The following is a 19980-nucleotide window of genomic DNA, read 5'->3' as shown; positions in this document are numbered from 1 at the left end:
ATGTCACTAGAAAATCATCCAATGTGGCGATTGCCAAAACACCACTTAGATCATGAAGATGCACATGACCATGTGCATTGGGTTGAGTTATTTTATGATCTGATCCATGTGGTCATTATTTTCTTACTTGGAAACTTTTTAAGTGACCACTTAAGTGTGGATGGCTTTCTAGCTTTTGCAGGACTATTTATCGCTGTGTGGTTTGCATGGGCAGACTCTAGCGTGTTTAACTCGCTCTATGTCAGCACAGACGTAAAACATAGACTTATCATGTCCTGCCAAATTGTAACCGCAATGGTTATGGCGGCGTCTATTCCTCATGTATTAGATAAGGGCTGGATGTATTTTGCTCTTGCCTATGCAGCAAATAGAATGATCACGGCCTACTTTTATCACAGAACAAATAGGCTTGGTATAGAAGCAACTGTGCTTTCCCGTACAGTAAGCCGCAACTTTTTTGTGCTTGCTATCGTATTCGCTATTAGCGCTTTTCTACCTGCACCATACAATTTTGCGGTATTTGCACTTGCCATAGTTTCGATCCAACTTCTGTATATGCTTCCAAAAATTGGCGTTTTGGAGTGCAAGCGATTTTTGCCTCGATTAGGACATATGTCTGAGAGATTCGCTCTATTACTACTCATTGTTGTAGGTGAGGGATTCTTTAAGCTCGTGATCACACTTTCCGAAAAAGGTGTATATAAAGTTACTCCTGAAGTCTTATTTAACTTCATGTTTGGAGGGATAGCTGTATTTATTCAATGTTGGATATACTTTGATTTTGTTGGCAATGGTAAGCCAAAAAATCAAAATAAATGGACACTGGTTAATTGGTGGTTGGCTCACCTATTCTTAATGTTGTCTGCTGTGATGATCGGTGTCGCACTTTCCGGTGAAGTTAAAGTTGGATTTTGGGACCCTTATCCTTTGAAATATGGTGCCATTGGTTGTATCGGCCTTGCCTCATATTTACTTTGTCTACTTTGGATTCAATTCAATATCGAAGAACGCATTGCACATCGATTTGCTACTGCAAAAGTACGAATGTTTGGTGTTGTTTTAGCTTTGGTAACGCTGTTGGTTTTACCATACGTACCAGCAATAGTGGGTAATCTGCTTTGGGGAACTGCTTTAATTTCACAAATCGCTATTCCTGTAACTAGAGCTTATCTTACCTTTTCCAAAGAAGAACAGGCTAAAGTTTAAGAATTACGCACTAAAGATTCACTCAATAATTAGCGGAATAATTGATGGGCAAGGCACTAACAACAAGAAAGAGGGTATACGATATTCTCGAACACGGGTTCGATGGTTCAAAGACTAGCCGATTATTTAGCGGCTTTATCGTCATAGTTATCATTTTAAACGTAGGAGCCATTATTGTTGAGTCCTATAAACCAATAGGAGAAATGTACCACCAAGAGTTTCTCTTATTTAACATTTTTTCTGTTATTGTGTTTACGGTAGAATATTTCGCGAGGATTTGGGTTTCAGTTGAATCTCCGCAAAATGACCGCTCTGAACCAATAAAATCAAGAATTAAATATTCATTAAGCCCATTATCACTTATCGACTTGCTAGCGATAGCTCCTTTTTATTTATCGTTCATATTTGCCATAGATTTAAGATATCTGCGGATGCTTAGAATGCTTAGGTTATTGAAACTAACTCACTACTTCAAAGGACTCCGCTTATTTATGGATGTATTGAAGAAAGAATTACCTAGTGTTGGTGCTGCCATAATTATAATGTGCGTTCTAGTCATACTTTCTGCTAGCGTAATGTACGGCGTTGAACATGACGCCCAACCAGATGTATTTGACAGCATACCAAGTGCAATTTGGTGGTCAGTCGTTACCATGACAACCGTAGGCTATGGTGATGTGACCCCAGTAACTTTCTTAGGTAAGTTTATATCTATATTTATTATGTTATTAGGGGTGGGCATAGTGGCGTTACCAGCAGCAATGCTTGCAGCTAAGTTCGGTGATGAGCTGAGAACGCGGAAGCAACTTCTGGAACGCGAGATAGCAACCGCACTTCAGGACGGTATAATCACTTCAGAAGAACAAGCTGCTATTGAGAAGTTATCTCAATCAATGGGGATCTCAACCGAAGAACTTGAGCACGTAATATTAAACTATAACAGACACAATTCTAAACCAGTGACATGCGAACATTGCGGTAAAACCTAGCTTTTTAGCGACCCCATATTAAAGCTTTTTGTTTAGGTGTGTAGTAAATACGTTTTCTTCGTTTCATTGCAACGTTCTCCATAATTAAGGATAGCATTGCATCCACCAATTGAACTCACAGCTCGATAGAGACCTTAACTCTAACTCACTTTAGGGCAGAAATGCGTTAGCGGAACGTCCGCTTTGTAGAATTACAACCTTAGCTTCGAAACATCGTGACCGTCTCAAATTCGCTCAAAGCTGATATTGAAAAGCGTTGCTTAGGTCTTTCGTCACCCCTTTAATCAAACCTGAAAGCAAAATTTAAATGAATAATGCGAGGCAGGGAGCGAAGCGGTCGAGCAAGCCATGTAGCGACAGGGATGTTGCTTGATGGCGTTTATGTTCAGATTTAAATTATGTTTGAAGAGTTAGTTTGATTTAGGGGCGCCGAGGGATTCCAAAGGGAGACCGGCGATAGCCTCCCTTTAGCTGTCGTCGCCAGCGCGACAAACAAAGACTCAAGTTATAACAATTCATCCATGAAGCTGGGTTACATCGGTCATCCTTGACCTCATTTCAAAGTACAGCGAACTTCGTCTCGGTTACTTTTCATCTTTGGCTGCTGTCAAAAGCAGCGACAAACAATGTATCGAATATTAATAAGTGCTAAGGGTTAACGCTGAAGCAATCACTTGGAATCGCTACTTAAACACCACTGTTTTATTACCATTAATAAATATCCGCTGTTCAGCGGCCCACTGTAGAGCGCGGCAGAATACGTTTTTTTCAACATCGCGGCCAAGTGCCGCTAGCTTTTCGGCATTTTGTGCGTGGTTTACATGGCAAATATCTTGTTCGATGATTGGGCCTTCATCGAGTTCATCGGTAACAAAGTGGGCGGTGGCGCCGATCATTTTTACGCCTCGCTGGAATGCTTGATGATAGGGTTTTGCACCAATAAACGCGGGTAAAAAGGAGTGGTGAATATTAATGATTTTACCGCTGAACTCGGCCACAAACTCTGGGCTTAAAATACGCATATACTTGGCAAGGCCAATTAAGTCAGGATTAAACTCGTTAATTTTTTCAGCCACTTTGGCGTCGTGTTGTTCGCGTGTTAGGCCATCATGGCTAATGCAATAAAATGGTATATCAAAGCCTTTAACCAGCGGCTCTAGGTATGGATAATTAGCGATGACCGCTTGAACCTCCACATTCATGGCGTTTTCAAAGCATTTTAATAACACACCGCCTAAACAGTGTGCTTCCTTGGTGGCAAGTAACACCACTTTAGCTTTCTCTTCGCCTTTTAAACTGATGTTTGAGCCCTCAGGTAATAGGTTAATGAGCTGTTCAACAAGGTGATTATTGTCAAAGTCACCTTGCAGTGCAGTTCGCATAAAAAAGCGATGATTTTCTCGGTCAACAAATTCGTCGTTGCGAATAACATTAAGCTTATGCTCAAAACAGAGATTGGTTATTTTAGCGATGAGTCCTGGTTCATCGGGGCATTGTGCAAGCAGTACTTTTTTCATGGTTCCTCATTCCAGACAGCAAAAGTAATGAGTGTATATTTATATATTTTAATTATGTGATCAATAAATAAAATTAATATTTATTGTGTGATGAGCAATTTTACAAAAAGTAGCATGAATAAGGTTAATAGGCGTTAAAGAGGTTTAACCATTTCTGACAATTGCTTACAACTTATTGTCGTTAAGAGCACTAAACTAGCCATAATCTCATTTTGAAAAGGAAGCACAATAATGGCAGTTTCTAATTTTACACGTGCGTTGCTGGCACTTTCGCTTATCTCATCGTCATCGGTGTTTGCTAATGGTTCTGAACAAGCTGAACTTAAAAAGCATACCTTCGGTGGAAAAATCGCAACGGGTAGCGTTGAGTTATATGATTTACCTGATGAAGATTATACAAATGTGTACTCTTACTATAACTATAAATTTGATCAAAACTTTTCACTCGAAGTTGGTTTAAATTTTGGTATGGATGCCAGCGATTGGGAATGCGACGATTTTGATGATGGCTTTACTTGTCGCGACCGCAATGACTCAATGTTTAACATCATTGGCGCCGATGAATTAGAGGTAACTAACTTTGTGATTGCAGGTAAAGCACAATTACCTTTGTCGCAGCGCAATAGTCTTTACGCTAAAGTTGGCGCTAACTTCTATGACTATGAAATTTCACGTAATGATCGTACGTTTATCGATGATTCGGGCACAGGTGTTTACCTTGAAGGTGGTTGGCAGTACGTGTGGGACTTTGGTTTAGGAATGGACGCAGGCGTACAGTATTTTGATATGGGCGATTTAGATTCTGTATCGTTTGCTGTAGGTGTTAGTTATCAGTTTTAATTACTAGTGTTAATTAGTTAACTCTATTTAGGGTTAAAAATTAAATAGGCCGGCGTTTTGCCGGCCTATTATTTAACGGCTTGTGTGCTTTATTAATGCTTTGAGTTTTGCTGGTTTTACAGGCTTACTCAAGTAGTGAATGTTTTGCTCTTTAGTGCTGCGTTTTAGCTCATCATCTCTTACCGCAGTGATTAATACAGCAGGAATACTTTCTTGCCACTGCTCGCGTAATTGCGCAATTAAACTAACGCCATCCATTTCATGACTGAGTTGATAGTCCATTAGAATTAAATCTGGCTTAGCTTGGTTTTTTGCGTAATTTAATACATCGCCCACTTTATTGAAGGCAAAATAACGGCATCCCCATTTGCTCATTAACGTGCCCATCGCATCTAAGTTCTCTTGCTCATCATCAACGATTAATACGTTAAGGGTTTGTTTATTATCAAGCTTAACCTTGTTGGTTGATTTTTCTTGTACCAGTTTGCTGTCGCCATAGGGCACTTCAAGCGCAAAGCAACTGCCTTTGTTTGGTGTTGATTTAAGCTCTAGCGTTAACGACATTAAATCGGCCATACGTTTTACTACGCCTAAACCAAGCCCTAACCCTTTATTGTCGTTACTTTGTACACGGTAGAAGTCGTTAAAGACTTTTGCTTGTTCTACTTCGCTGATACCGGGGCCTGTATCCCATACTTCAATACGCAGGCTGTGTTTTCGCTTTCGACAAGCCACTAATACTTTACCGCTTTCGGTATATTTCACGGCATTTGATACTAGATTCTGAATAATTCGGCGCAGATAAGTGGTGTCGGCATGCACTACAGCATCATTGCTGCGCACTTTGAAATCGAGCCCTTTTTCCTTGCTGAGAATAACGTATTCATTACTCAGTGGCGCTAAAATATCATTAATCGGAAAGTGACGAGGTGTCGGCGTCATTGCGCCTTGTTCTAACTTAGCAATTTCTAATAACCCCGACATTAAATGCACGGTTGAATCAAGGCTATCGCCAAGTTTTTCCATGGTACTGAGGTTGCTGTTAGAAAGTTCCGTTTGGTCAACAGCCGCCAGATAAAGCCTTGCGGCATTGAGTGGCTGTAAAATATCGTGCGACGCGAGCGCTAAAAAGCGGGTTTTACTGTCATTAGCTTTTTCGGCTTCTAGCTTGGCTTGGTTAAGTTGTTTTTCGGTTTCGATTCGTTTTTCAATTTGCGCTTCTAAATCTTCATTGATTGAACGGATTTCTAGGGTACGTGCTTCAATGCGATTCTCTAAATCAATATTCACTTCTTCAAGCGCATTTTGCGTTTCAATGTGTGTGGTAATATCTGAGAAACAGGTAACAAAACCACCATCAGGCAGTGGGTTACCTATCATTTCAATTACTTGGCCGTTGCGTCTGCGGCGAATAAAGTGGTGTGAGCTGCCGTTACGTAAGTGTTGCACACGTTTTTGTACTTGTGCGTCAATTTCGCCCGGTCCGCATTCACCTTTACTCACATTGTGGCGGATCACTTCTTCAATAGGCTGGCCTACTTCTAAGAAGCCTTCGGGGTATTCAAATAGTTCCGTGTAGCGTCTATTCCACGCTACTAACTTAAGGTTTCTGTCTACAACTGAAATGCCATGGCTTAAGTTTTCGAGCGAGGTAAACAGTAAGTTTTGATTAAATTGAATGGCTTGTGTGGTTTCATCGAAAAAGTTAACCACTTCTTCAAACGCCATTTGCTTACCAGAAATTACCGCACCAATTAATACGCGTGCAGACGATGCGCCGAGTACACCGGTAAGAGCTCTTTCACAAAAGTCGACAAAGTCAGTTGTCGGTGTATCGTTATCGTCGGCAAAATCGTGTCGCATGGTATAGCGCACAATTAATTGCTTAGAGCGCTGAATACCTAAAAAGGTTTGTAGCAGTACTTTAAGGTCGTACACCGTGGCGTTAATTTGTTTACTGTGATGTTTAGCAAGCTTTAGCTGCTCTTTTGGCTTCACAAACGCAGCTGCCTGTATTCTATCAACTAAACGCTCGTTGGCACCCAGTGAAAACGCGATATAACACACAACATTGGCAATTAGCGCAATAAACGTACCTTGGGTGATTACACTTTGTTGCATTGCGGTGTTAGTGGTTACGGCACCTTCAAATAGCGGCAGCATTAAAAACAGTAGCCAGCAGGCAAACCCCGCTAGTAAGCCCGCATAAACGCCGTAGGCATGGCCTTTACGCCAATAAAGACCACCGACAACCGCAGGGATTAATTGAGTCACCAACGAAAATGCCACTAGGCCCATACTCGCTAAAGCAGCTTGGTTGCCAAACAATTGTTGATAAAGGTATGAAAGCCCTAAAATAACTGCAATGGTAATACGTCGCGTTAATAAAATTCGGCGTTTATAGCTGGTGGTGATCAGGTTACGTTTAAATTTACGACGTAGCATTAACGGTAGCACAACATCGTTTGAGATCATGGTACTCAGTGTAAGCGTGGCAACTACAATCATGGCGATTGCCGCTGACAGACCGCCAATAAATACAAACGTTGATAATAAGGTGCTTTGTTGAGCAAGGGGCAGTGCTAATACAAAGCTGTCGGCTGCAACATTACCACCAATTTGTGGGTGCATTGCCGCGGTTGCAATTGGAATAATAATGCCCGCCGTAAGCAATAAATACAGTGGAAACGCCCAGCGTGCGGTTTTTAAATGGCTAATATCTTGGTTATCGACAACGGTTACATGGAATTGGCGCGGCAAACAAATAACTGCAGCGGCTGCCATTAATGATTGTGCGACAAAGTTAAAGCTAAAAAAGTCTTCTTTTTGCCATTGGCCAAAAGCGATTTGGGTAACAAAGTAATCCCACATGCCATCTTGGTAATGCGTAAAAACATAATAAGACAGGCCCGCTACCGCACCGAGCGCAAGCAGTTTAACCGCAGATTCAAAGGCGACTGCCAACATTAAACCTGAGCGATATTCGGTTACATCTACTTTACGTGTACCAAAGTAAATGGCGAAAATTGCCATAATCAAGGTGCCCATTAAGGCCATCATACTGCCAGATATTTCGCTGTCGCTTTGCAGCAATACAAAGCTGGTGCTTAGTGCTTTTAGTTGCAGTGCGATGTAAGGAATCGTTGCAAGCAATGCAATAAAGGTCACTAAAATTGCTGTGAGCTGACGTTTTCCGTAGCGGGCAGAAATAAAGTCAGCAATTGTCGTGATATTTTGTTTTTTACTAACCAATATCATCTTGCGCAAAAAACCGTGACCTAAAATAAACAGCAGTGCAGGGCCCAATAGAATGGGCAGGTAACTCCAACCTGAATTAGCGGCTGTGCCTACAGCGCCATAAAAGGTCCAAGAGGTGCAGTAAATACCTAAGGCAAATGAGTAAACAAAGGGGTGGTGACTAATTTTCTTGGCCAGAGGTGTGGTTTTATCACCCCAATTAGCAAGCCAAAATAGAATGCCAACATAGGCCAAAGCGACGAAAATTAGCGCAATTGTCATGGTTACTCTTGTTATTCTTCTTAATTGATACGCTAATTTATCACTTTTTAATGAAACTGTGCATCTCAATCACAATTACTCCAACAGCTTGAATTTACAGGCCGAGTGTCATTATGAGTGGCGATGTTCGACTAATGTCTTAACCTTAGGGAAAAATAGAGTGTTACGTTTACGTAAACGTAATATCTGTGTGCTTTAAAGCCTTATTTTTACTCGCTTTCGTTTAAATTACAGTCAGCTTTTACCTTTAGTAGGTAGTTAAGTTAATAAATTGTTACGACTAAGGTCGCACTTTAATCTTTTATGTGCGTTGCTAGAGTCAATGATGACGATTAATTAACGTGCAACTTTGCATGACTAGGGGATATAAAAATGGCTTTTAAAGATAATGATCAAGCCAAAGCATATTGGAGTGAAAACCTTTCGCTAGTAATAAAGCTACTAGCCGTTTGGTTTGTAGTTTCGTTTGGCTGCGGCATTTTATTTGTCGATGCGCTTAACGAAATCCGTTTCTTTGGTTTTAAATTAGGTTTCTGGTTCTCTCAGCAGGGCGCCATTTACACCTTTGTTGCCCTGATTTTTGTTTACGTATACAAGATGGCTGCGTTAGACAAAAAGTACGGCGTTGACGAGTAAGGAGAATAATAATGGACGTTCAAACGCTAACTTTTATTATCGTAGGTGCAAGCTTTGCAATGTATATCGCCATTGCAATTTGGGCGCGTGCGGGATCAACTAAAGAATTCTATGTTGCTGGTGGTGGTGTACCGCCTGTTGCAAATGGTATGGCTACAGCAGCTGACTGGATGAGTGCTGCGTCATTTATCTCTATGGCGGGTATTATTTCGTTCGTAGGTTACGATGGTGGTGTTTACCTAATGGGTTGGACCGGTGGTTATGTTCTACTTGCCCTTTGTTTAGCACCCTATTTACGTAAGTTTGGTAAGTTCACTGTGCCAGATTTCATTGGTGACCGTTATTACTCGCAAACAGCGCGTACGGTAGCGGTTATCTGTGCAATCTTTATCTGCTTTACTTATATTGCAGGCCAAATGCGCGGTGTAGGTGTTGTATTCTCTCGCTTCTTAGAAGTTGATATCGAAACCGGTGTTTACATTGGTATGGTAATCGTATTCTTCTATGCAGTATTAGGTGGTATGAAAGGTATCACTTATACGCAAGTAGCTCAGTACTGTGTACTGGTTTTTGCATACCTAGTACCAGCTATCTTTATCTCATTGATGATGACAGGTCACGTACTACCACAAACAGGTTTTGGTGCAACATTAACTGATGGCTCAGGAATGTATGTACTTGATAAACTCGATGGACTCAGTGCCGAACTCGGGTTTGCCCAATACACCGAAGGGTCTAAATCGATGATCGATGTATTCGCAATTACTGCTGCACTAATGGTAGGTACTGCGGGTCTTCCTCACGTAATCGTTCGCTTCTTCACTGTGCCTCGCGTAAAAGACACGCGTATTTCAGCGGCTTGGACATTAGTATTTATCGCAATTGTTTACACTACAGCTCCTGCGGTTGCATCGTTCGCCCGTGTAAACCTTATCGATACTATTAATGGTAAAGACGGCAGTGGTACAGAGTACGCAGAGGCACCAGCGTGGGTTAAAAACTGGGAGCGTACTGGCCTAATTACATTCAATGATAAGAATGGCGACGGCAAAATGCAGTACTCTGCAGGTAAAATTGAAGATCCTAGCAGTGCTAATGAAGTTAAGATTGATCGCGACATCATGGTACTAGCGAACCCAGAAATTGCTGACTTACCGGCATGGGTAATTGCATTAGTAGCAGCGGGTGGTATTGCAGCGGCATTATCAACAACAGCAGGTCTGTTATTGGTTATTTCAACTTCGGTATCGCACGATTTACTTAAACGTACCTTTAAGCCAAACATTAGCGATAAACAAGAGTTAATGGCAGCACGTCTTGCTGCGATGGTGGCGATTGCGGTGTCTGCTTACTTTGGTATTAATCCGCCAGGGTTTGTGGCCTCGGTGGTGGCATTTGCCTTTGGCTTAGCGGCGGCGAGTTTCTTCCCAGCAATTATTATGGGTATTTTCTCTAAGCGTATGAATAAAGAAGGTGCGATTGCCGGTATGGTTTGTGGTATTGGTTTTACTGCGGCGTACATTATTTACTTCAAGTTCGTAAGCCCTGACCTTAACTCTGCTGAGCACTGGTTATTTGGTATCTCACCTGAAGGTATCGGTATGATTGGTATGCTAGTTAACTTTGCTGTTGCAATTGCGGTTCAGAAAGTTACCAGCGAAACACCAGAAGAAGTACAGCAAATGGTTGAAGATATTCGTAACCCGAAAGGGTCAAGTGTAGCGCATGCTCACTAAAGTTTGAGCTAAATCAAAAATCAAACTCAATGCCCGACTATAGTCGGGCTTTTTTTTGTTTATTGCTCTGCTAGAGTCAAATGACAGAGGTGAGTTGCCTTAAGGGATGATAAAGCGCACCTTTTTAAGGCTGTACACAGTTAAGGAGAGTAACCATGGCATTAGAGCTTAATGAAGTAGCACGTTTTGTTAAAGCGCAAGCACCGTTTAGTGATCTTGAATCCAGTGCCACTGAGTACTTTATTAAAAGCCTTGAAGCGGTTTATTTAACACCAGAAAATCAAAACCAATGGCTAAACTCAAATGCACCCTGCTTATTTTTAATTCGCTCTGGCTTGTACGATATTTTAGATAGCAGTGGTGAAGTGGTTGCGCGCTTATCTGAAGGCGATTATTTTGGCTACCCATCGCTATTAACAGGCGAGCCAATTAGTAATCGATTAGAAGTGCAAAACGAAGGCATTGTATATCTGCTTAGCCAAACTCATTGGGATTATCTGCGCGAACACTATAAAGCATTTGCCCAGCACTTTGTGCGTGCCCATGCTAACCGCCTACTCAGTGTGAATTATAAAAAGCGCAGCGATGATTGGTCGAGCAAACGCATAAGTGAAATTATGAAGCAAGGTGCCGTTACAGCAGGCCCTGAAACTAAAATTAGCGATGCCGCCAAAACCATGAGTCAATTTGGTGTTTCATCGCTTATGATCACTGAAAATAACAAGCTGGTGGGAGTGATTACCGACCGCGATTTACGTAACCGCGTGCTCGCAGAAGGACGTAGCCCGAACGATGTGGTTGCAACTATTATGACCACAAAGCCAAAGCATGTATTTGAGCACAACCGTGTATTTTCTGCATTTCATTTAATGCTAAAACAAAATATTCATCATTTACCTGTGCTTGATGAATCACATCAACCCTTAGGTATGATCACCGCAACCGATTTATTGCGCCAGCAAAAATCTGACCCAGTGCAACTGATTGGCCGTATTTATAAAGCTGAGAGTGTTGCTGATATTAAGCGCTACGCATTGGAAGTGCCTGAGTTATTGCGAGGATTTTCAGACAGAGTAGAAGATACTAGCTTAATTGGTAAATTACTCAGCGGTATCACCGATGCCATGACAACGCGTTTAATTCAATTATTTCAAACGCAAAATGGTGCAGCGCCAACGCCGTTTAGTTGGATCTGTTTTGGCTCGCAAGCACGTGAAGAGCAAACATTGCATTCAGATCAAGATAACGGTTTGTTGCTGCCAGACAACCTGTCGCAAACGGAGCTAGATTACTTTAAAGCGTTAGGCGAGTTTGTTTGTGACAACCTAATTGCGTGCGGAATTAAAGAATGCCCAGGTGGTATTATGGCAAGTCGTGATGCGTGCCGTATGGGGCTTTCTGCATGGTTAAACCAATTTGGCTCTTGGATTAAAAGCCCATCGCCGCAGGCTATTTTAAACTGCAAAATCTTTTTTGATATTCGTTTTGTTGATGGCTCTGAAAGTTTGTTCGAAGCATTTAGCAAAGGCATATTAGCGATCACTAAAAATCAGATATTTTTTGCCTCAATGGCAACGGATATTAATACTAACTCGGTGCCGATCGGTTTATTTAATCAGTTTAAATTAGAAAAAGATAAGCAAAAACATACGTATATTGATTTAAAAAAGCGGGGTGTGGCAATTATTAACGATATTGTTCGTCTTTATGCGCTGCATCATAATGTTACTGCTGCTAATACCTTAGAGCGCTTAAGTGCGTTGTCTAAACAACAGCAAGTGAGTAAAAAAGATATCTATGATTTAAAAGATTGTTGGCGCTACCTTACACAGCTGCGTTTAAATGTGCAGTTACAGCAAAAAGGGTTACCGGCAAATTGTATCGACCCAGAAGATTTAACCTCACTTGAACGCCACCAATTAAAAGAGGCGTTTTATTTAATTAAACAAGCACAGCAAGCGGCCGCCTTTAAGTTTGCTAGAGGTAGTTTGTGATGGGAATACTTGAATCAATTAAGCGCTTTTTTGTGTTGCCCGAAAAAGACAATGACATATTGAAAAGTAACTGTTTTAAGGTGGACTATTTAGTTATTGATTTAGAGTTAACTGGGCTTAATGCAAAACAAGATGAAATTGTTTCGATTGCGTGGGTGCCAATTAGTCATCAACGCATTCAAATAGGTCAATGTCAGCACTTTATTAATAATCAGGTGAGTAATTTAAATCAAAGCCCTGTGTATCACGGCATTGATAATACAACGCTTGCGGCAGGTGTACCGTTAAATGAGGCACTTAAAGCGTTAAATGAACTACTGGACGATAAAATATTAATATTTCATAACCAACAGCTTGATTGGGGATTTTTACGTATCGCGTTTAACAAAGCGGGTTTATTGCATAAGCCTTTAGCAATACTCGATACTATGAATATCGAACATAAACGCCTTGCTCGCCAAGGGCATGTAATTGCGCAAGATAGCTTAACCTTAAGCAGTTGTCGCGAGCGCTATCGTTTGCCCGAATACAGTTGTCATAATGCACTTACCGACGCCATGGCCACCGCTGAGTTGTTTTTAGCGCAAGCAAATCAAATTAGCCGTGGTAAACCACTATTAGTTAAACACTTAATGTAAAAAAGGAAGTGGTAATCACTTCCCCTGAAAGATAGTTACACGCGCTTAAAAGCTAGCTGTAAAACTTAAACTTAATTGGCGAGGTTGACCAAGGGTTTTATTATTGGTGCGCGCACCACGTGCGTCATACACTTTATCCGTTAGGTTTTTCGCTGATAGTTGAATATCGTAATTTTCCCACTGATAACCAATACGCGCATTTATTAACGTACGCGCGTCATTTTGCGGCACATAGTTTTCGCCCCACAGGTTTTTCATTTCATTACTGTTTTGATACATGGTATCGGCTAACGCGCTGTCTTGGTAGTTTGCATCAGCAGATAGGTATAAACCAAAATCAGTGTGGTAACTTGCAGCTAAATTTGCAGTCCATTCAGGTGAATCCGCAAATGGCTGACCTTTTAAATCAAGGGTCGGTTCACCTGGAATAGCAACTAAAAACTCTTCAAACTCGGTTTTAGCACGGCCAAAACCTGCAGTTAGCGTTAAGTTATTAGTTGGGTAGTAGAATAGTTCAAACTCAAACCCTTGCACCGTCGACTTACCGGCATTCGTGGTTTCTCTGTCGTATTGGTTACCCGACAGTTGCACGCTAACCTGTTGATCTTGCCAATCTAGATAGAACACGTTGGCATTTGTCACTAAGGTGCCGTCTAGCCAAGTTGAGCGCAGTGAAAGCTCGTAGTTATCGGTAAACTCAGGGTCGTAGGTAAAGAGTGTTGCCCGTGCTGAGTTGGTACCGACACCACCTGAGCGGTAACCTTGTTGGTAGGTAAAGCTGGTGGTGATGTTATTGGTTAGGTGGTAACTCGCGCCTAACTTCGGCAGGACTTCGTTAAATGTTTTAGACGTCAGAGGCTCGTTTTGTGACGCTTGACTTGCCATGTTTAGCAGTTTTGCATTGATACCAGCTACAAGTTGGGCAAACATCGGGTTTGCCGCATAATCGCTTGGGTTTGGTAACAAGTGCGCATTGCCAATACCATAAGCTTGCTCAGTCGCATTGGCTTGTTTTTCTTGGTCCCAGCGAATGCCAGCAAACACGTCAAATTGGTCATTGATACTGTAAGTAAAATCAACAAAAACAGCAGTGTTGGTGATTTCACGATATAAATTTGAATAAGTATCTAGCAGTACAGGGTCAACAGGTGCGTACAGCGCTAATACTTGTTCGGCAACAGCCTGTGGTAAACCTAACCCGCCATTTTCTGGCGCAGCGACCAGCAACGTTGGCACGCCAAGTTGATTAAAGCTGGCACTACGATTACCAATCGCTTTATCTTTTACTTCTAAATTTGAATAATACGCGCCAATAATCCCTTTTAAATTATCGTATTCAAATGTCAGTTTTAGCTCTTGCGTTAATGTTTCGTCAGAGCGTTTATCGTGCAGCTGTGCAATCGGTAATGGCGATGCATCACCATCCCATTCGTAACCATACTGCATATCTGAATAAGTTGTGATTGCGGTTGCCGACCAAATATCGTTAATGTAGTAATCTAGATTTAATACCACTAAGTCTGAATCGGTAAATTCCCATGTTGGGTCATTAAAGTTTACTTTTCGGTAATCGTTATCGTAACTTGGGTGTGCGTCTGCCCATACAACGCCCATTTCCGTTTCAGATTTGCTGAAACTTAAAATCGCTGAAAAATCTTCAATCGGTTCAAACAAAAGTTTAAAGCGATACAGGTTTGAGTTTGAAAAATCTGAGTTTTCGTTGTTGCGCGCAATATTTTCAATAACGCCGTCATAGTCTCTGTCTTCGGCGGTAAAGCGAAATGCTAATACATCATCGATTAAGCTTCCTCCAGCGGCGATCGCAAATTCTTGTTGTCCATTTTCACCTAAAATCACGCGCCCTTTAGCGCTGTATTCGTATGCTGGGTCGTAGGTATTTACAACAATTGCACCAGCAAGGGCGTTGCGACCTTGTAATGTCGATTGCGGGCCGCGTAATACTTCCACTTGGCTTACATCCCAAGTAGAAAAGCCGCCTTGTTGAATCTCTCGCATTGGCAGGGGGGCACCGTCAACATAAACGCTGGTTAAAAAGCTGTTACCACCACCTGATACATTAAAAGAGTCAATGCCACGAATTGTAAAGCCACCTACGCCAACTTCGCCAGTCACATTAGGCACAACAGATAGGGCATCGTAAAGGTTATTAAGCTTTTGCTCTTCCAGTACTTTGTTGGTGATTACGGCTACACTGGCAGGTGTTTCTTGCAAAGTGCGGTCAATTTTTTGGCCTGTAACAATAATCTTTTCAATCTCATTGTCGTCTTCAGCCATAGTTAATGGTGAAACAATCAAGCTGGTCGCTAGTGCATATTTTACTGCAGCCGTTACAGCATTGGTTCTACGTTTAACAGTAAACATATCGTCCTTTTTAGTATGTAGTTGTGTGAGTAATTTATTGAGTAGTTAATTCAGTAACACGAGGTTGTGTTTGAGTGCTTTTAATCGCATGTTTTTTCGTCACTTGTTTTGCTGCAAAAAAGCAAATACCACTAAGCAGTAGTAAGATGCTTTGTGTAATCACAACATCAAATTTGTGTTCTGCGAGTTGTTGTGCTGCTGCGCTAGGCAGTAAAACCCAATCCAGTACGATAACAAGGGCAAATATTGCGCCGCTCAGTTGCAATGAGTATTGATTGAATTTCGCGTTGTGTTTGATTAATTGAGCAAGAACTAACACCAGCAAAAATGATGCGAATACGCTGTTTTCGATAATCTCTGCACGCGTTGATATCTCAATAGGTATTATTCGCGCGGAGCAAAAGCCAACTGCAATGGCAAAGATAAAGCCAATAAAGCCACCGCTTGTCATTCGCGTGACAAAATTAAGTGAACGCTGACTTTGATTACGCTGTTTAGCACGTTTTTCTAGCCACATTAAGTTGCCAGTTAAAATTACATAACAGGTTGCTAAGCCGAGCAAAAAGAAGGCTAAGCGTAAACCGTAGCCAGCAAAATCGCCAAAGTGCAAACGGGCAATTACACCTAAACCACTGCGCACGGCATTGTCGTAGTTGTCTTTAGTAAGATAAATTTGTTGTTGATTACTTAGTTGGTAATGTACTGCGGTTTCAGTGGCAAATCTGTCTTGCTTTTGCCCTGTAAAAATCGCAACGGCGCTTTCATCGCCAAAGTGCTCAATCATAATGCGGTCAATGATTGCGTTATCCATGTCTTTTTCTGCTATTGCGCGCAATCTGTCGATGCCGTCCATCGCCATTTTGTTGTCGATGATATCAATATGGGGTTCGTTAAATCCTGCTGCGGCGAGTAGCTTTTGTTGGTCGCCTTGATACAACACAAGGGCATAAGATATTTGGTAGACAATCACTAAGTTAAAAACTAATCCGGTGAAGGCATACATCACATGAAACGGCAGTCCCATTGTGCCAATAATATTATGTGCATCTAACCATTTGTCTTTATTGCCATCTTTACGGTATTGAAAGAAGTTTTTGAAAAGCTTGCGCCAATGAATAAGTAACCCGCTAAGCACCGCAACAAAAAAGAACAGGGTAATGATCCCGACAAAATATAAACCAATGCGGCCAAGGCCTAAGTTGTAATGAAGCTGATAAACAAAGTTACCAAAATCCATGGTATCGGCATTGCCAATAATTTCGCCGCTCTGTGCATCCAGCATAATATGCACATCGCTATGATCTTCCCCTGTTTTTGGGTCGGTACCTTCAATGTTTTTTGCAAAGTACGCTTCTATATACGGTGAGTGTTCTGTTGGCGGTAATAAATAAAACCTGTGGTCGACATATACATCATATTGCTTATTAATGGTTGCGATAGCGTTATCGTAACTAACGTTTTGAGCGTTTGTGGATACAGTTTGATTTGCATGTATTGGTAGTTTTTCCCATGCCACAATGTTTTCGCGAAATAAGCTAATTGAACCGGCAAAAAATACAATAAATAACACGATAGATATAACAAGACCTATCCATGCATGTGCATGAGTTAATGATTTTAGAGTTTTATTATTCATTATTATTGACTCATCAAAAGAATAACGTTGAGTAAGCAAGAGGGGATAAGAACAAGGCTAATGTTTTTGGCGGCTTTGCGTGCTTTTTCGAATGCGTAACTCCACACCAGTACGCCCGCCCAAATAGGGAATGCCAACACTAGCCCTGAAATAAGCCTAACGTCTTCTGCTAATGGCAAAATCAAATTTAAATTGAGCACGATTGAGATGGATAACAAAAGACCAAAAAAGAAGCCAATCAGTGTTTTAGGCCACATAGCTCACCCCCGCTAAAACCAATAACGATGCCACTACGGGTGCATTGAAACGCCAAATGCTTGTTGTATAAGTGCTTAAAATTGTGTGGCTTACCAGCGCAAGCATTAATGTGACAAAGGCCGCCAGTAGCGAAGATGCAAGCGCAAAAGACAGCGAGAAAATGGCAACACCAATAAAGTAACCAATAACTAATAAAAAATTGGCAATAGATTTATTCATTGGTTTACTGATCAGTAGTTGTTTTTCACTGCCTAAGTAACAGGCTAGGCATCCAAGCCAGATTGGGATAATTGCTAGAAAGCTCATTGTAATGTAAATGATATTGATTTTTATTCGATCCTAATGGTGTTTTTTATTTGTCGCAACATTTGTTATTCGAAAAATGTAAAAAATTATTAAAATCAAATGTATTCATCAAAAGTTGGTTTAAACGATGAGGGTGTAATAGTGACTTTTACAAAGTATTTATTATGAAATAAGGGTGGATTTGTCGGTAGGAATACGGCTGGTGTATTTTTCACTTAAAGTTTGAATGGACATCTAAACATCTAGAGCTTGATATTTCCGGCTATCCGTTCATAATTAGCGTCAGGTTAAACCCAATTTACCGTAGTAATAAGGATTAAATGATGCCAATCACAGTGCGCGATCAATTGCCCGCCATTAATACATTAAGGCAAGAAAATGTGTTTGTAATGCCACAAAGCCGTGCGCAAACACAAGAGATCCGCCCAATGCGATTGGCCATTTTAAATTTAATGCCAAACAAGGTGGAGACTGAAGTTCAGTTTATTCGTTTGCTGGCTAATTCGCCGCTTCAGGTAAATGTGGAGTTGCTGCGCTTAGATACTCACCGTAGCAAAAATACCTCTGAGCAACATCTTGATATGTTCTATAAGTATTTTTCAGAAGTTAAAAATGAAAACTACGATGCCATGATTGTGACTGGCGCGCCATTGGCACATCTTGAATATAGCGATGTGGCTTATTGGCAAGAGCTGAAAGATATTTTTGACTGGGCTGAGCAACATGTAACGTCTACCTTATTTTCGTGCTGGGCTGCTCATGCAGGGCTATTTCATCACTATGGATTAAAGCGAAAACTTAAAGCGAAAAAGCTTTGCGGTGTGTTTAAACATCAACGTTACTTTGAACACGCAGCATTAACACGCGGTTTTGACGATGAATTCTTAGTACCACATTCCCGTTATGGCCATATTAATGAAGCTGATATTGCAAACCACAGCCAACTTGAAGTCATTGCAGGTTCGCCAGAGGTTGGTGCGTTTTTAATTAAGAATAAATCCGGTTCGCAGGTGTATTTAACTGGTCACCCAGAATACGATGCAGATACTTTGAAAAAAGAGTATCTACGCGACCTAGAAAAAGCAGAAAATGCACCTAAGCCAAATAATTATTTTCCTAATGATGATGCCAGCGCCAAACCAAGTAAAACTTGGCAGAGCCACGCCTTTTTATTATTTTCAAATTGGTTAAACTACTACGTTTATCAAACCACGCCATATGATATTAATTTAGTCAGCCAAGACGTAAGGACTAACAACTATGCCGAATAAATCACAGCAGCTAAGCGCTGCATTAAAAGCGCGTATTCATATTCTTGATGGTGCAATGGGCACCATGATCCAGAAATACAAACTGGAAGAAGAAGATTACCGCGGTGACCGCTTTGCAAATTGGCATGTGTTAGTTAAGGGTAATAATGACTTACTTAGCTTAACGCAACCGCAAATTATTGAACAAATTCATCGTGAATACCTTGCGGCAGGTGCTGATATTATTGAAACCAATACCTTTAACGCGACCACCATTTCAATGGAAGACTATGAAATGGCCAGCTTAAGCCGTGAAATCAATTTTGAATCGGCAAAACTGGCGCGTAAAGTGTGTGATGAACTTGAAGCACAGGACCCAACAAAACCGCGTTATGTTGCAGGTGTACTTGGTCCAACATCAAAAACCTGTTCTATTTCGCCAGATGTAAACGATCCTGGTTTTAGAAACGTTACCTTTGATGCCCTTGTTGAAGCCTATATTGAATCAACGCTGGCACTTATTGAAGGTGGCGCGGATTTAATTCTGATTGAGACTATTTTCGATACGCTTAATTCAAAAGCAGCGGCTTTTGCAGTAGAAGAAGCGTTTGAGCGCGCAGGTGTTACCTTGCCTGTAATGATTTCAGGCACCATTACTGATGCTTCAGGCCGTACGCTTTCCGGTCAAACAACCGAGGCATTTTACAATTCTATTCGTCACATTAAGCCTATTTCAATTGGCCTTAACTGTGCCCTTGGGCCAGATTTATTACGCCAATATGTAGAAGAGTTATCGCGTGTGTGTGAAACCTTTGTGTCGGTTCACCCTAACGCAGGCCTACCGAACGAATTTGGTGAATACGATTTAGAAGCTGATGAAATGGCAAAAGAGATTATTGATTGGGCAGAGTCGGGCTTTATTAATATTGTCGGTGGCTGTTGTGGCACCACGCCTGAGCATATTAATGCGATGTATCAAGGCACAAAAAATGTAGTACCGCGCCAATTACCTGAACTTGAAGTGCGTATGCGCTTAGCCGGCCTTGAAGCCTGTAATTTAAACTAGGAGCAAA

General features: G+C 41.3%; 15 protein-coding genes. 9 read left to right on the top strand and 6 right to left on the bottom strand.

Features of this window, described 5'->3' with window-relative positions; translation table 11 throughout:
• On the top strand, positions 1-1206 hold the full coding sequence (locus AN214_RS14545) for a low temperature requirement protein A (RefSeq protein WP_054980388.1): 1206 nt from the start codon (positions 1-3) through the stop codon (positions 1204-1206).
• 44 nt (positions 1207-1250) lie between these two features.
• Positions 1251-2195 (top strand): ion transporter, encoded by a 945-nt coding sequence (locus tag AN214_RS14540; RefSeq protein ID WP_054980387.1) that lies wholly within the window; start codon positions 1251-1253, stop codon positions 2193-2195.
• A gap of 683 nt (positions 2196-2878) precedes the next feature.
• Here the strand turns inward: AN214_RS14540 and purU are convergent.
• Complete coding sequence (gene purU / locus AN214_RS14535) at positions 2879-3712, bottom strand: formyltetrahydrofolate deformylase (RefSeq protein ID WP_054980386.1); 834 nt, start codon at positions 3710-3712, stop codon at positions 2879-2881.
• 231 nt (positions 3713-3943) lie between these two features.
• On the opposite strand from purU, the gene AN214_RS14530 reads away from it, so the two are divergent.
• Positions 3944-4552 carry an outer membrane beta-barrel protein gene (locus AN214_RS14530; protein ID WP_054980385.1) on the top strand — a complete coding sequence of 203 codons (609 nt, stop codon included), beginning with the start codon at positions 3944-3946 and terminating at the stop codon, positions 4550-4552.
• Positions 4553-4624: 72 nt separating this feature from the next.
• On the opposite strand, the gene AN214_RS14525 is transcribed toward AN214_RS14530, so the two are convergent.
• The gene (locus AN214_RS14525) at positions 4625-8071 is read right to left on the bottom strand and encodes a PAS-domain containing protein (protein WP_054980384.1); all 3447 of its coding nucleotides are present in this window, start codon (positions 8069-8071) and stop codon (positions 4625-4627) included.
• Between the two features lie 372 nt (positions 8072-8443).
• Between AN214_RS14525 and AN214_RS14520 the strand changes: the two genes are divergently transcribed.
• The 4 genes from AN214_RS14520 to AN214_RS14505 all read left to right on the top strand — a co-directional run bounded on the left by AN214_RS14520 (position 8444) and on the right by AN214_RS14505 (position 13075).
• Positions 8444-8707, top strand: coding sequence for a DUF4212 domain-containing protein (locus AN214_RS14520; protein WP_010561876.1), 264 nt, complete (start codon positions 8444-8446; stop codon positions 8705-8707).
• 11 nt (positions 8708-8718) lie between these two features.
• The gene (locus tag AN214_RS14515) at positions 8719-10443 is read left to right on the top strand and encodes a sodium:solute symporter family protein (RefSeq protein WP_054980383.1); all 1725 of its coding nucleotides are present in this window, start codon (positions 8719-8721) and stop codon (positions 10441-10443) included.
• 155 nt (positions 10444-10598) lie between these two features.
• On the top strand, positions 10599-12437 hold the full coding sequence (locus AN214_RS14510; protein WP_054980382.1) for a putative nucleotidyltransferase substrate binding domain-containing protein: 1839 nt from the start codon (positions 10599-10601) through the stop codon (positions 12435-12437).
• A complete protein-coding gene (locus tag AN214_RS14505; RefSeq protein ID WP_054980381.1) occupies positions 12437-13075 on the top strand; it encodes a 3'-5' exonuclease in 639 nt (212 codons plus the stop codon). The genes AN214_RS14510 and AN214_RS14505 overlap by 1 nt, the downstream gene beginning before the upstream one ends.
• A 45-nt stretch (positions 13076-13120) precedes the next feature.
• Here the strand turns inward: AN214_RS14505 and AN214_RS14500 are convergent, their stop codons facing one another.
• Genes AN214_RS14500 through AN214_RS14485 form a run of 4 tightly spaced genes read right to left on the bottom strand, consistent with a single transcriptional unit; the run spans position 13121 to position 17570 of the window.
• Positions 13121-15457, bottom strand: coding sequence for a TonB-dependent receptor (locus AN214_RS14500; RefSeq protein WP_054980380.1), 2337 nt, complete (start codon positions 15455-15457; stop codon positions 13121-13123).
• Between the two features lie 34 nt (positions 15458-15491).
• The gene (locus tag AN214_RS14495; protein WP_054980379.1) at positions 15492-17093 is read right to left on the bottom strand and encodes a PepSY domain-containing protein; all 1602 of its coding nucleotides are present in this window, start codon (positions 17091-17093) and stop codon (positions 15492-15494) included.
• Between the two features lie 2 nt (positions 17094-17095).
• The gene (locus AN214_RS14490; protein WP_054980378.1) at positions 17096-17350 is read right to left on the bottom strand and encodes a hypothetical protein; all 255 of its coding nucleotides are present in this window, start codon (positions 17348-17350) and stop codon (positions 17096-17098) included.
• Positions 17340-17570: a hypothetical protein gene (locus AN214_RS14485; RefSeq protein ID WP_152960776.1), complete on the bottom strand. Its 231-nt coding sequence runs from the start codon at positions 17568-17570 to the stop codon at positions 17340-17342. Before AN214_RS14485 ends, AN214_RS14490 begins: the two co-directional genes overlap by 11 nt.
• A 410-nt stretch (positions 17571-17980) precedes the next feature.
• Here AN214_RS14485 and metA point away from each other — a divergent pair, with 410 nt between their 5' ends.
• The gene (metA, locus tag AN214_RS14480; protein ID WP_054980376.1) at positions 17981-18928 is read left to right on the top strand and encodes a homoserine O-succinyltransferase; all 948 of its coding nucleotides are present in this window, start codon (positions 17981-17983) and stop codon (positions 18926-18928) included.
• A complete protein-coding gene (locus AN214_RS14475; protein WP_054980375.1) occupies positions 18918-19973 on the top strand; it encodes a homocysteine S-methyltransferase family protein in 1056 nt (351 codons plus the stop codon). Before metA ends, AN214_RS14475 begins: the two co-directional genes overlap by 11 nt.
• Positions 19974-19980 lie beyond the last annotated feature (7 nt).

Origin of the sequence: Pseudoalteromonas sp. P1-9, assembly GCF_001399975.1 — a bacterium.
Taxonomy (GTDB): Bacteria; Pseudomonadota; Gammaproteobacteria; order Enterobacterales; family Alteromonadaceae; genus Pseudoalteromonas.
Note: the sequence above shows the minus strand (reverse complement) of the source record. Positions and strands in the feature narration are given on the sequence as shown.